This window comes from Sphingomonas sp. S2M10 (genome assembly GCF_012650175.1).
Lineage (GTDB): Bacteria > Pseudomonadota > Alphaproteobacteria > Sphingomonadales > Sphingomonadaceae > Sphingomonas.
The window spans coordinates 1-13,322 of record NZ_JAAILI010000066.1 but is presented as its reverse complement, the minus strand read 5'-3'; the positions used below and the strand labels follow the sequence as shown (position 1 = coordinate 13,322).

The 13,322-nt window shown below is 65.0% G+C and carries 14 protein-coding genes and 1 pseudogene; 14 read left to right on the top strand and 1 reads right to left on the bottom strand.

Features of this window, described 5'->3' with window-relative positions:
- Positions 1-8 precede the first annotated feature (8 nt).
- The 12 genes from S2M10_RS16320 (at position 9) to S2M10_RS16265 (ending at position 10,384) form a co-directional block, all read left to right on the top strand.
- On the top strand, positions 9-443 hold the full coding sequence (locus S2M10_RS16320; protein WP_099504016.1) for a CopG family transcriptional regulator: 435 nt from the start codon (positions 9-11) through the stop codon (positions 441-443).
- Between the two features lie 169 nt (positions 444-612).
- Positions 613-1,596 carry a P-type conjugative transfer ATPase TrbB gene (gene trbB / locus S2M10_RS16315; RefSeq protein ID WP_099503692.1) on the top strand — a complete coding sequence of 328 codons (984 nt, stop codon included), beginning with the start codon at positions 613-615 and terminating at the stop codon, positions 1,594-1,596.
- Entirely contained in the window at positions 1,593-1,925 is a 333-nt protein-coding gene (locus tag S2M10_RS16310) for a TrbC/VirB2 family protein (RefSeq protein WP_099503697.1), read from the top strand. Before trbB ends, S2M10_RS16310 begins: the two co-directional genes overlap by 4 nt.
- Entirely contained in the window at positions 1,925-2,206 is a 282-nt protein-coding gene (locus S2M10_RS16305) for a VirB3 family type IV secretion system protein (protein WP_099503699.1), read from the top strand. Before S2M10_RS16310 ends, S2M10_RS16305 begins: the two co-directional genes overlap by 1 nt.
- Positions 2,207-2,218: 12 nt before the next feature.
- Positions 2,219-4,675: a conjugal transfer protein TrbE gene (gene trbE, locus S2M10_RS16300; protein ID WP_099503701.1), complete on the top strand. Its 2,457-nt coding sequence runs from the start codon at positions 2,219-2,221 to the stop codon at positions 4,673-4,675.
- The gene (gene trbJ / locus S2M10_RS16295; protein ID WP_099503702.1) at positions 4,672-5,442 is read left to right on the top strand and encodes a P-type conjugative transfer protein TrbJ; all 771 of its coding nucleotides are present in this window, start codon (positions 4,672-4,674) and stop codon (positions 5,440-5,442) included. The genes trbE and trbJ overlap by 4 nt, the downstream gene beginning before the upstream one ends.
- Before the next feature lie 10 nt (positions 5,443-5,452).
- Complete coding sequence (gene trbK-alt, locus S2M10_RS16290; RefSeq protein ID WP_099503704.1) at positions 5,453-5,830, top strand: putative entry exclusion protein TrbK-alt; 378 nt, start codon at positions 5,453-5,455, stop codon at positions 5,828-5,830.
- 4 nt (positions 5,831-5,834) lie between these two features.
- Positions 5,835-7,199 carry a P-type conjugative transfer protein TrbL gene (trbL, locus tag S2M10_RS16285; protein ID WP_099503706.1) on the top strand — a complete coding sequence of 455 codons (1,365 nt, stop codon included), beginning with the start codon at positions 5,835-5,837 and terminating at the stop codon, positions 7,197-7,199.
- On the top strand, positions 7,199-7,882 hold the full coding sequence (gene trbF / locus S2M10_RS16280) for a conjugal transfer protein TrbF (protein WP_099503708.1): 684 nt from the start codon (positions 7,199-7,201) through the stop codon (positions 7,880-7,882). Before trbL ends, trbF begins: the two co-directional genes overlap by 1 nt.
- Complete coding sequence (gene trbG, locus S2M10_RS16275; RefSeq protein ID WP_099503710.1) at positions 7,879-8,928, top strand: P-type conjugative transfer protein TrbG; 1,050 nt, start codon at positions 7,879-7,881, stop codon at positions 8,926-8,928. The genes trbF and trbG overlap by 4 nt, the downstream gene beginning before the upstream one ends.
- 80 nt (positions 8,929-9,008) lie before the next feature.
- Entirely contained in the window at positions 9,009-10,145 is a 1,137-nt protein-coding gene (locus S2M10_RS16270) for a TrbI/VirB10 family protein (protein ID WP_211091095.1), read from the top strand.
- Positions 10,146-10,147: 2 nt separating this feature from the next.
- Entirely contained in the window at positions 10,148-10,384 is a 237-nt protein-coding gene (locus S2M10_RS16265; RefSeq protein ID WP_099503714.1) for a DUF2274 domain-containing protein, read from the top strand.
- Here the strand turns inward: S2M10_RS16265 and S2M10_RS16260 are convergent.
- Positions 10,381-11,280, bottom strand: a complete 900-nt coding sequence (locus tag S2M10_RS16260) for a LysR family transcriptional regulator (protein ID WP_099503716.1) — start codon at positions 11,278-11,280, stop codon at positions 10,381-10,383. The two genes, S2M10_RS16265 and S2M10_RS16260, sit on opposite strands and share 4 nt — an antisense overlap.
- A 244-nt stretch (positions 11,281-11,524) precedes the next feature.
- Between S2M10_RS16260 and S2M10_RS16255 the strand changes: the two genes are divergently transcribed.
- Positions 11,525-12,052: a MarR family transcriptional regulator gene (locus S2M10_RS16255; protein ID WP_099504018.1), complete on the top strand. Its 528-nt coding sequence runs from the start codon at positions 11,525-11,527 to the stop codon at positions 12,050-12,052.
- Between the two features lie 351 nt (positions 12,053-12,403).
- A pseudogene (locus S2M10_RS16245) lies at positions 12,404-13,209 on the top strand (IS3 family transposase); the annotation flags it as partial.
- Positions 13,210-13,322 lie beyond the last annotated feature (113 nt).

Genomic DNA, 13,322 nt, shown 5'->3' with positions numbered 1-13,322 from the left:
ATGTGTCGGTGAGCAAGCCTCCGAAAAAGCAACGCCTCTCCGTGTATCTCGACCCGGATGTCATGAAGGCGCTCGCGGCCCATGCGGCGCGGCGAGACCTGTCCCTATCGCTGGTTGCCGAGGCTGGCATTGCTTCGTTTCTCTCGCCGGACGCCGCTGAGCGGCAGGAGGCAGCCACGACGAAGCGGCTCGATCAACTCGACCGTCGCCTGGCGCGAATGGAGCGCGACCTCGGCATATCGGTCGAGACGCTAGCTGTATTCATCCGTTTCTGGCTGACGTCCAATCCGCCGTTGCCGGAGCCGGCCCAGGTCGCGGCACGCGCCAAGGCGGCCGAGCGCTACGAAGCCTTCGTGACCGCGCTCGGCCGACGACTCGCGCAGGGACCGAAGCTCAGACAGGAGATTGCGGAAGACATCCCGCCCGCGCGTGACGCGGAATAATCACTGATCCGCGCATCACAAGTATTCGGGCGTTCCGCCGTTTTCCTGTCTTTGTACGCCACAGTACGACTGCCACATCATGGTTGTTGTCAGGCCATGATTTCTGCCTCTTCTACTCATCCCCGATCCAGGGCCGCGCATCGCGGACCCGCAAGAGAACGGGGACGACGTGGCGGCACCTCACCAGAAATCGGAGGCGATCCTTCGCGGCGCGCGCATGCTGCGCACAGCCCTCGGGTCAGCGATCGCCACGTTTCTGGAAGATCCCGCGATCGTCGAGGTGATGCTCAATCCCGATGGGCGGCTCTGGGTCGACCGGCTTTCAGAGGGTCTTTCCGACACCGGTGAACGACTGTCGCCCGCCGATGGCGAGCGGATCATTCGCCTTGTCGCCCATCACGTCGGCGCCGAAGTTCATCCAGGCGCCCCGCGGGTCTCGGCCGAACTGCCCGAGACGGGGGAGCGGTTCGAGGGGCTGTTGCCTCCCGTGGTGTCCGCGCCGGCTTTCGCGATCCGCAAGCCCGCCGTCGCTGTGTTCACGCTCGGCGACTATGTGGCGTCCGGAATCATGGCGGCGGATCAGGCCGAAACGCTGCGCCAGGCCGTTGCCGATCGGCGCAACATCCTCGTCGCCGGCGGAACCTCGACCGGCAAGACGACCCTCACCAACGCGCTGCTGGCAGAGGTCTCGAAGACCTCGGATCGCGTCGTCCTGATCGAGGACACGCGCGAGCTGCAATGCGCCGCGCCCAACCTCGTCGCCATGCGGACGAAGGACGGCGTCGCCTCGCTCTCCGATCTTGTTCGCTCCTCGCTCCGCCTGCGACCCGACCGCATTCCCATCGGCGAGGTCCGCGGCTCCGAGGCGCTCGATCTTCTCAAGGCTTGGGGCACCGGCCACCCGGGAGGCGTGGGGACGATCCACGCCGGCACCGCCATCGGCGCGCTGCGCCGAATGGAACAGCTTATCCAGGAAGCCGTCGTCACGGTCCCCCGCGCGCTGATCGCCGAGACGATCGATCTGGTCGCCGTGCTCTCCGGCCGCGGCGCCTCGCGCCGGCTTGCCGAACTCGCCCGCATCGAGGGCCTCGGCCCCAACGGCGACTACCGCGTCACGCCCGCAAGCCAACCCCTCACAGGAGACCCGTCATGATCAAGCATGCTTTGCGCTTTCGCCGCCACATCGCCACGGCGGCGTCCGTCACCTTCCTCACGCTCGCACTGGCACCGGCCGCGCATGCGTCGGGCTCATCGATGCCGTGGGAAGCCCCGCTCCAGTCGATCCTGGAATCGATCGAGGGACCGGTCGCCAAGATCATCGCGGTCATGATCATCATCATCACCGGGCTGACGCTGGCCTTCGGTGACACGTCGGGTGGCGCCCGCAAGCTGATCCAGATCGTGTTCGGCCTGTCGATCGCCTTCGCCGCATCCAGCTTCTTCCTGTCGTTCTTCTCGTTCGGCGGCGGGGCGCTCGTCTGATGGCCGACGGCGCGGATCATGGCGGCGAGGTTCCGGGCTTTTCCGTGCCCGTCCACCGGGCGCTGACCGAGCACATCCTGCTCGGCGGCGCCCCACGTTCGCTCGCCATCCTCAACGGCACACTGGCGGCCGCGCTCGGTCTCGGCCTCCGCCTCTGGCTAGTGGGTCTCGCCCTTTGGGCGGTGGGGCACTTCGCGGCCGTCTGGGCAGCCAAGCGCGATCCGCAGTTCGTCGACGTCGTGCGCAAGCATCTGCGCATCCCCGGCCACCTGTCGGTCTGAGGAGCGACACCGATGATGAACCTTGCCGAATATCGTAATCGTAACACCCGGCTCGCCGACTTCCTTCCCTGGGTCGCGCTGGTCGGCGAAGGCGTCGTACTGAACAAGGACGGCAGCCTGCAACGCACTGCACGCTTTCGCGGACCTGACCTCGACAGCGCCGTACCGGCCGAGCTGGTCGCGGTCGCCGGCCGCCTCAACAATGCCTTTCGCCGCCTCGGCTCCGGCTGGGCCATCTTCGTCGAGGCACAGCGGCACGGCGCTGCGACCTATCCCGCCAGCATGTTCGCCAACAGCGCCTCGGCGCTGGTCGATGCCGAACGCAAGGCCGATTTCGAGGAAGCCGGCGCGCATTACGAGTCCAGCTACTTCCTCACCTTTCTCTATCTGCCCCCGGCCGAGGATGCGGCGCGCGCCGAAACCTGGCTCTACGAGGGCCGCGAACATACCGGCGTTGACGCACATGAGATCGTGCGCGGCTTCGCCGACCGCACCGACCGCATCCTCAACCTCATCGACGCTTTCATGCCGGAATGCGCGTGGCTCGATGATGCCGAGACGCTGACCTACCTGCATTCGACCATCTCGACGAAACGGCATCGAGTCCGTGTTCCCGAGACGCCGATGTATCTCGACGCGCTGCTGGCCGATCAGCCGCTCACAGGCGGCCTCGAGCCCCGGCTTGGCAACGCGCATCTGCGCATCCTCACCGTCGTCGGCTTCCCGACCGCGACCACGCCCGGCATTCTCGACGAGCTGAACCGGCTGGCCTTTCCCTACCGCTGGTCGACGCGCGCGGTACTGCTCGACAAGACCGACGCCACCAAGCTGCTGACCAAGATCCGGCGGCAATGGTTCGCCAAGCGCAAGTCGATCGCGGCCATCCTCAAGGAAATCATGACGAACGAGGCCTCGGCGCTCGTCGACACCGATGCGGCGAACAAGGCGGCCGACGCCGACATGGCGCTGCAGGAGCTGGGCGCCGATTATGCCGGCCAGGCCTATGTGACGGCCACGATCACGGTCTGGGACGACGATCCGCGCATCGCCGCCGAGAAGCTCCGGCTGGTCGAGAAAATCATTCAGAGCCGCGACTTCACCGCGATGGCCGAGACCATCAATGCCGTGGACGCCTGGCTAGGTTCGCTGCCCGGCCACGTCTACGCCAACGTCCGGCAGCCACCCATCAGCACATTGAATCTCGCCCACATGATCCCGCTGTCGGCGGTGTGGGCGGGACCGGAACGGGACGAGCACTTCGATGCACCCCCACTGCTTTACGGCAGAACGGAGGGCTCGACCCCGTTCCGGCTTTCCATCCACGTCGGCGATGTCGGTCATACGCTGATCGTCGGGCCGACCGGCGCCGGCAAGTCGGTGTTGCTCGCACTCATGGCGCTCCAGTTCCGGCGCTATCCGCAATCCCAAGTCTTCGCTTTCGACTTCGGCGGATCGATCCGCGCCGCGGCGCTCGCCATGCGTGGTGACTGGCATGACCTGGGCGGTGGCCTAACGGACGGCGCCGACGACAGGGTGTCGCTGCAACCGCTGGCCCGCATCGACGACGTCGCGGAGCGGGCCTGGGCCTCCGACTGGCTGATCGCGATCCTCTCCCGCGAGAGCGTAACGGTCACGCCCGAGGTCAAGGAGCATCTCTGGTCGGCCCTGACCTCGCTGGCATCGGCGCCCGTCGCGGAGCGCACGTTGACGGGCCTCTCCGTCCTGCTCCAGTCCAACGACCTGAAGCAGGCGCTCCGACCCTATTGTGTCGGCGGGCCCTATGGTCGGCTGCTCGACGCTGAGGCCGAGCATCTCGGCGAAGCCGATGTTCAGGTCTTCGAGACCGAGGGATTGATCGGCACCGGTGCTGCCGCCGCCGTGCTGGCCTATCTCTTCCACCGTATCGAGGACCGCCTCGACGGGCGGCCGACGCTGCTCATCGTCGATGAGGGCTGGCTCGCGTTGGACGACGACGGTTTCGCCGGTCAGCTCCGCGAGTGGCTGAAGACGCTCCGGAAGAAGAACGCCAGCGTTATCTTCGCCACCCAATCCCTCTCCGATATCGACGGATCGGCGATTGCGCCCGCCATCATCGAGAGCTGCCAGACCCGCATCCTGCTCCCGAACGAACGCGCGATCGAGCCGCAGATCACCGCCATCTATCGCCGCTTCGGCCTAAACGATCGCCAGATCGAGATCCTCGCGCGGGCGATGCCCAAGCGCGACTACTACTGCCAGAGCCGCAGGGGAAACAGGCTCTTCGAGCTGGGCCTGTCGGATGTGGCGCTCGCGCTTTGCGCGGCCTCGTCGAAACAGCATCAGGCACTGATCGCCGCGGTTCACGCCCGTAGCGGCACGGACGGGTTTCTCACCGAGTGGCTGGCCGAAAACCGGCTCGCCTGGGCCGCCGACCTCGTAGCCGACCTCACCAACGTCACCCCCCAACATAATCCGGAGGCACGCCCATGACCCGTTCCGTTCATTCCCGCTCGCGCGCGCTGCGCATGAGCGCCGCGCTACTCGCCGCGCCGCTCGCGCTGTCGCCGATCTTCGCCCCGCCGGCAGCCGCGCAGTGGGTCGTCTACGATCCGACCAACTACGCCCAAAACGTCCTGACGGCCGCTCGCACGCTTCAGCAGGTCAATCAGCAGATCACCCAGCTTCAGAATGAAGCCACCATGCTGATCAACCAGGCGCGCAATCTGGCGAGCCTGCCTTACTCCTCGCTGCAGCAGCTTCAGCAGTCCGTCCAGCGAACCCAGCAGCTCCTGCAACAAGCGCAGGGCATCGCCTACGATGTCCAGCGCATCGACCAGGCGTTCACGTCGACCTACGGCAACGCCTCGATGTCGGCCTCCGATCAGGCGCTCGTCGCCGGAGCGCGCGAGCGCTGGCAGAACACCGTCGGCGGTTTGCAGGACGCCATGCGCGTGCAGGCGGGCGTCGTCGGCAACATCGACACCAATCGCGGCGAGATGTCGGCACTGGTCGGCCAGAGCCAGGGCGCGACGGGCGCCTTGCAGGCGACACAGGCCGGCAATCAGCTTCTCGCCCTTCAAGCCCAGCAGCTCGCCGACCTCACCGCCGTCGTCGCCGCCAACGGGCGTGCCCAGAGCCTTTCCGAGGCCGAGCGCGCCGCCGCGGCTGAACAGGGTCGCGAACAGCGTCGCCGATTTCTGACGCCAGGCAGCGGCTATCAGCCCGGCAACGCCCGCATGTTCCCGAGCGGCAACTGAGGACGTGGTCATGGACGGCAAGATGCTCGCGCGGGTCGGGGCGGTTGTATTCGTCGCGGTCGCGGTCACCGCCACGGCGATCGAGATGACCCGGAAGGAGGAGCCGCCCGAGCTATGGCCGTCCGGCCGCGCCACTCAATCGCAGAGCGATCCGCTGCGTGACGAGTTGATCCGTTGCCAGGCGCTCGGCGAAGCCGGCCCGCGCGATTCAGCTTGCCTACGCGCCTGGGCGGAAAACCGTCACCGCTTCCTCGCGCCTGGCGCGCGGCCCGCCGAGCGGTTGCCGGACATGCCGCCCGCGCAGCGCGATGGCCTCACGCCTCAGTCGGAACGAAGCAACGCACCAGCCGCGACGCCCGCCACGCCTGAGCTCGACGAGGCGCGATAGCATCATGGGCAGCACCGGCGTCATCGACCACTTCCTCGAGGTTTTCACCCGCTATATCGACAGCGGGTTCGGCCTCCTCAGCGGCGAAGTCGCCTTCATCGCAACCACCCTCATCGTCATCGACGTGACGCTTGCGGCGCTGTTCTGGTCGTGGGGCGCCGACGACGACATCGTAGCGCGGCTGGTGAAGAAGACGCTGTTCGTCGGTGTCTTCGCCTACATCATTGGCAACTGGAACAACCTCGCCCGGATCATCTTCGAGAGCTTCGCCGGTCTAGGTCTGAAGGCAAGCGGCACGAGCTTCTCGACCGCCGACCTGATGCGCCCGGGCAAGGTCGCCCAAACCGGCTTGGATGCTGGCCGGCCGCTGCTCGACTCGATCTCCAGCCTGATGGGCTACTGGTCCTTCTTTGAGAACTTCATCCAGATCGCCTGCATGTTCCTCGCATGGGTGCTGGTGCTGCTCGCCTTCTTCATTCTCGCGATCCAGCTGTTCGTCACGCTCATCGAATTCAAACTGACCACGTTGGCCGGCTTTGTGCTCATCCCGTTCGGTCTTTTCGGGAAGTCTGCCTTCATGGCCGAGCGCGTCCTCGGCAACGTCATTTCCTCCGGCATCAAGGTCCTGGTGCTCGCCGTCATCATCGGCATCGGCTCGACGTTATTTTCCGAGTTCACGTCCGGGTTCGGGGGGCAGAACCCGTCGATCGACGAGGCTATGGCGATCGTCCTTGCAGCTTTGTCGCTGCTCGGTTTGGGAATTTTCGGCCCCGGCATCGCCAGCGGCATCGTTTCCGGCGGCCCGCAACTCAGCGCTGGCGCTGCGGTTGGTACCGGCCTAGCCGCAGGCGGAATGGTCGCACTCGGTGCTGGCGCTGTCGGTGCCGCCGCATCCGGAGGTGCAGCCCTGGCTGGCGGCGCCGCCGCTGCGGCTCGTGGCGGCGCTGCGGTCGCCGGCGGCGCTTCGACCGCTTACAGCCTTGGCTCTGCCGGTCAGTCGGGCGCGGCTGGTGTCGCTTCCGGTCTCGGTGGCGTTGCCCGCGCTGGCGGAAGTGCCGCTGTCTCTCCATTGCGTCGGGCCGCATCGCGCGCCGCCGAAAGCATGAAGTCCAGCTTCAACGCGGGCGGCAAGGCCGCCTTCGAGGCGACGGGCGGCTCCTCCACCATGGGCTCGATCGGCGGTGACGCTGCCGGTGACGGTGCCGCGTCCTCGGGTTCCGCCGGTGCCGGCGGGCCACCCGCCTGGGCGCAGCGGATGCGCCGCTCCCAACACATGACCCATGCCGTGCAAGCCACGGCCCACGCTGTCCGCTCCGGCGACGCCCACGGCGGCGGCTCCTCCGTCAACCTGTCCGAAGGCGATCGCTGATGTTCAAACGACCCTCTACCCACTACGGCAAAGCCCCCGAACCCGAGACGCCCTACCAGCGTGCCGGCCAGGTCTGGGATGAACGCATCGGCGCCCCGCGCGTGCAGGCCAAGAACTGGCGCTTGATGGCATTCGGCTCGCTGATCCTGTCGGCCGGCTTCGCCACCGCGCTCGTCGTGCAGTCGGCACGGGGAACGATAGTTCCTTGGGTGGTCCAGGTCGATCGACTCGGTCAGGCACAAGCGGTCGCTCCCGCCGAGGCGGACTACCGTCCGACCGATCCGCAGATCGCCTTCCACTTGGCGCGCTTCATCGAGCAGGTTCGCTCGATCCCGGCCGACGCGATCATCGTGCGGCAAAACTGGCTGCGCGCGTATGACTTCACGACCGATCGCGGTGCCATGGCGTTGAACGACTACGCCAGGTCCAACGACCCGTTCACACGGGTCGGCCGCCAGCAGGTCGCCGTCGACGTCTCCAGCGTCATCCGCGCTTCGCCGGACAGCTTCCGCGTCGCGTGGGTGGAGCGCCGCTACGAGAACGGCCAGCTCGCCGAGACAACCCGCTGGACTGCGATCCTGACGATCGTCGTGCAGGTCCCCCGAAACGCCGATCGGCTGAGGGCGAACCCGCTCGGCATCTACGTCAACGCCATCAACTGGTCACGGGAGCTTGGGCAATGAAGCCGTCTTTCCGTAAAGCCGGAAGCCCGGCTTTACACACATTCGTATTCCCGGCTCTCCGCAGGGCCGCAATCCCGATGGTCCTGCTGGCGACAACCGCACTCGCCGGCTGCGCTACGACCAACCCCCCGCCTGAAATATCCTACGACAACGCGGCTCCCGCGGTGCAGACCGTCGATCCACCAGCGCCCGTCACTGTGGTCGAGCTGCCGCGGCCGCTCCCGCTACCCGGCCAGTTGCAGCGCGTGCCGGAGACGCGACGCGCGCCCGAGCCGGCCAACCCGACGGCGCGCGTCAACCAGGCCAACGAGGCGGCCCGCGTCCAGCCGGTGCGTGATGGATTTATCAATTCGATGCAGGTCTATCCCTGGACGCAGGGTGCGCTCTACCAAGTCTATACGGCGGTCGGACAGATCACTGACATCGCGCTCCAGCCCGGCGAGCAGCTCGTCGGCGCAGGACCCGTCGCCGCAGGCGACACGGTACGGTGGATCATCGGCGACACCGAGAGCGGATCGGGTGCGACGCGCCAAGTCCACATCCTGGTGAAGCCGACACGGGCCGACCTGATGACCAACCTCGTCATCAACACCAACATGCGCACTTATCACATGGAGCTTCGCTCGACCGAGCGGACCTATATGGCATCGGTCTCGTGGCAGTATCCACAGGATCAGCTTATCGCATTGCGTCGGCAGAATGCCGAGGCGCAAGCCGCCCAACCCGTGGCGAGCGGCGTCGATCTCGCCAACGTCAACTTCCGCTACGCAATCGAGGGGGACCGCGCGCCGTGGAGGCCGCTCCGCGCCTTTGACGACGGCCGACAGGTCTTCATTGAGTTCCCGCGCGGCATCGGCCAGGGCGAGATGCCCCCGCTCTTCGTCGTGGGCGCCGAAGGCAACACCTCCGAATTGGTCAACTATCGCGTCCGCGGCCATCACATGATCGTCGATCGGCTCTTCGCCGCGGCCGAACTGAGGTTCGGCTCCGGCGACCGGCAACGGCGCGTTCGCATCACCCGCACCGATGGGAGGCCGACCTCGTGAGCGAGAGCCCGCCCCGGAGTGGGGATGCCCCGGACGACGATCCGCAGCCCTTGACCGGCGAACCCGCCGGTCCCGCGCCAATGCGGCTGCGGGCCGAGCCGCCGCGTGTGACGCGGCTGTCGCGTAAGGTGTTGGCAGGGCTCGGCCTGATCGCCAGCGTCGGGCTTGGCGGCGCATTGATTTACGCGCTTCAAACGCGGGACGGCGCCCGGCCGAATGAGGAGCTGTATTCCACCGAGAACCGCTCCACAGCCGATGGCCTGGCCGGGCTACCGCGAGACTATGCTGGCGTGCCGCGGCTTGGTCCGCCGCTTCCCGGAGACCTCGGCCGGCCTATCCTCAGCACACAGGATCGCGGCCAGCCAGTGCCGACCCCTGGCATCGCCACGCCCAATCCCGGCATCAGCCCGGAAGAGCAGCGGCGCCTACAGGAGATCGAGACCGCGCGGACGAGTCGCCTATTCTCCGGATCGGAAAGCCGGGGTGCGCCCGCTGCGGCGGGGGCGGCCCCGGCACTCCCGCCCGCACCGGATTTGGCGAGCCTTGGCCTCGCGCCGCCGCCAGCAACTCCCTCCGCACAGGATCGTCAGAACGCCTTTCTCAACGCGGCCACCGATCGACGAACGGTGTCTCCCGATCGCGTCGTTGCTCCGGCGTCGCCGAACATCCTTCAGGCCGGCGCAGTCATCTCGGCGGCACTCATAACCGGCATCCGATCGGACCTCCCGGGCCAGATCACCGCCCAGGTGACCGAAAACATCTACGACAGTCCCACAGGACGCATCCTGCTCGTGCCACAGGGCACGCGCGTCATCGGCCAGTACGACAACAATGTGCAGTTCGGGCAAAGCCGTGTGCTGCTTGTCTGGAACCGGCTGATCTTTCCGAATGGTCGCTCGATCGTTCTCGAGCGCCAGCCTGGTGCCGACGCCGAGGGATATGCCGGCCTGCAGGATGGGGTGGATTACCATTGGTGGGATCTCGCCAAGGCGGCAGGACTTTCGACGCTCCTCAGCGTTGGCGCCGAACTTGCCGTCGATAATGATGACCGGCTTATCCAGGCGATCCGCAATGGCGGCCAGGACACGATCAATGACGCCGGACAGCAGATCGTCCGCCGTCAGCTCAACGTGGCGCCCACTCTCACAATTCGCCCAGGCTACCCAGTCCGCGTCATCGTAACGCGTGATCTCGTGCTCGAACCCTATGGGGAATGAATATGTCTAAGCTCAAGCTAGGTCCCCTCGCGGACGATAAACCCGTAAAGGTTCAGGTCGAGCTGCCAGCCCCTCTGCATCAGGACTTGGCCGATTACGCGGACCTCCTGGGCCGCGAGCAAGGCCAGCCGGCGGTGGAACCCGCTCGGTTGATCGTCCCGATGCTACAGCGGTTCATCGCTACAGATCGCGGCTTCGCGAAGGCGCGGCGAGCGTCCACGCAGCGGAAGGCTGATTAGGCGGCGCCTACTTTCATACCGGGTAGAGCGTCGAAACACTTCAGTAGAAGGGGCAGCGCTGGATTATCGTTGTCGCTAGACGAGATCATTGCTGCGGTCGGCGCCCGGCTGGATCGAAGTGGCACCAGAGCAAGGTCTGGACGGCGAACCGCACTCGTGATGGTAACCCCAAACCCCTGTTCGACCATCGTCAGCAGGGTCTCTCGACTGACCTGTTGAATTGAAAGTTGGACGGCACTCTCGACCGCCCCGACCATCCGTCGCAGCATCGCAGCGAGTTCTCGTCCGGCCCCATCGGAGCGGGACAGAAAGATTTCTCCGCAGAGGTCATCCCAGACGAGATTAGGCCGCGATGCCAATTTGTGACCTGGGGACAGCGCGACGAACAGATCCGGTTCACATAGGCGTCGGATTTGGAGCGCAGGGTCTCTAGCCGCGCCCAGGCTGATTGCCGCGTCTAGCAACCCCCGTCTGACACCCAGTGTGTTTGCTTCTGACGTTCCTTCCTCGAGTTTGACCTCAATCGTCGGGTATCGGAGCCGGAAGCTCGCTAGAAGGTCGATGATAGGGCACGCGGGAAATGCTTCGAGCATTCCGAACCTGACGACACCGGTCGTCTGCTTCCGTGTAGTGCGGATTTCCGTCGCGGCTTCGCGAAGGAATCTCGCACCCACTACCGCCTGCTGAAGGAAGCGTTCCCCCTCGGGCGTCAAATCAGCGCCTGATCGCGTGCGGTGGAATAGCGAGCACCCAAGCTGGCGCTCAAGTATCTGAACCCGACGGCTCACGGTGGATTGCGATATCGCAAGGCGCTCGGCCGCGCGTCGAAAACTACCCGCCTCAGCGACCTGAACGGCGTACTTCAAGTATCGAAGGTCCAGCGTCAGATCGGGCATGACACTTTTCCCATGGCTGTGGCCCGCTTGCAGGAGATCGAGCCCAGAAGCCGGAGCCGTCGGAAGCGCGCCCGCTCAAGCCGCCTCGCGCATGAAAAGGTTGCATGCGTATCGATCCCAGATGTGGAATCCGAGCCGAGCCCTTTGTTGAGCATGACCATATCCGAATCCGTGAGAGATGTATGCGTCGGTCATACATTTCTCACATCTTGATGTCTATGCGCGACGCATATATTATTTCGGAATGGAGCCTGAGGTCGCCAAATATCATTTTGGTGCTCTGGCGCTGGCGGTCGCCGAAAGCATCGCCAGCGTCTCGGCCTCGCTTTCACCCAGCGGCTCCGCGACCGCGATGATGATATTTCTGAGTTTGGAGCCTGGGCTTCCAATCAGTGTTCTAGCGACCCGGATTAGGCTGTCGCATGCTGGAACAGTGAGGCTGATCGACAGACTGGTACAGGACGATTTGGTGGAACGACGCCGGAATAATGCAGACCAACGCGCGCGACTTATCCACCTCACCGGTTCGGGGGAACGTCTGACTGGAGCTTTACTCAAAGCGCGAGAGCGCGTCATCGATGAGTGTGTCTCTGCGTTGTCGCGCGGAGATCTCGACATCCTCGGCACTCTATCCGAACGGCTGCTTTCAGCTAATGGGTTCGACAAATCCGGCTCTAGCAGCCTCTGCCAACTGCTCGGCTACGGAAAACAAGTCCATTCAGGACCCGTGGGCCAGACAGGGCGGTCCCGGCGCCGAAACGTTGCCCGTTGAGGCTGACAAGATGATTGAGCAGGTCTACAATTGGCTTCGATAGCCCTCGAATTTCTGCTTTGCGTGCTTGCCTTCTGGTTTGGGTATTCCGCCAATCAAGGTGGAACGTGCCTAGTCGTCGCTGCTCACGAAATCCAGAAGCGACGCCCGCCGAGGATGTTTGTTGGATTTCTAGCGGCGTCAGCAGCTGCGGGCCTTATCTCGATACCGCTTGTCTGGTCTGGAGCGCTGGGCGCTACTCTCACGCCGTCGACTAGCATCAACTGGCTTCTCTTAGTTGGAGTGACCTGCCCCCCGGAAGTTCCCTCGCTGTGATGTAGAGTCTGCCCAACCTGAGAAGGAGCAGACGAGATGAGGAAAAGCCGTTTTACCGAGGCGCAGATCATCGGGATGATCAAGGAACATGAGGCGGGTTTGCCGACCTCCGAGCTTTGCCGGAAGCACGGGTTGAGCCCCGCGACCTTCTACAAGCTGAAGGCCAAGTATGGCGGGATGGACCTGTCGGACGCAAAGCGGCTGAAGCAGCTCGAGGACGAGAACGCGAAGCTGAAACGCCTGCTGGCGGATGCGATGTTGGACAACGTGGTTCTGAAAGATCTGTTGGGAAAACCCTGACGACACCGATGGCGCGGCGGGACGCGGTTCTGCGGGCGATGAAGGGTCATCCGATCTCTCAACGCCGGGCCTGCGTCCTGATCGGTGTCGATCCGAAGACTGTGCGGCGTGAGCGGCCGCCCGATAACCCGGAAATCCGTGAGGAGATGCACAAGATCGCCGAGAAGCGTCGTCGCTTCGGGTATCGGCGTGTGGGCATCATGCTGGAGCGCAAAGGCATGATCATGAACGAAAAGAAGCTCTACCGCATCTACCGGGAAGAGGGTCTGTCAGTGCGCCGCCGTCGTGGCCGCAAACGGGCACGCGGCAGTCGGACACCAATGCCGGTGCCGCTGCGGCCGAACCAGCGCTGGTCCCTGGACTTCCTGTCCGACACGTTCGGGGCATGCCGCAAGTTCCGCATTCTGGCGGTCAACGACGATTGCTGCCGCGAGAACTTGGCCCTGATTGCCGACACCAGCATATCGGGGGCCAGAGTGGCGCGAGAACTTGACGCCTTGGTTCGCATCTACGGCAAACCGGCTTGCCTCGTCAGCGACAACGTCCTGGGTCACGAAGGAAAGCGAGATTTGGTCAACAGATCTCTATGCGCCGGCATTGAGCGGCGAGGCATGCATTCTGAGCCAGATGGCTTCCACCGTCAACGGGATCGCTC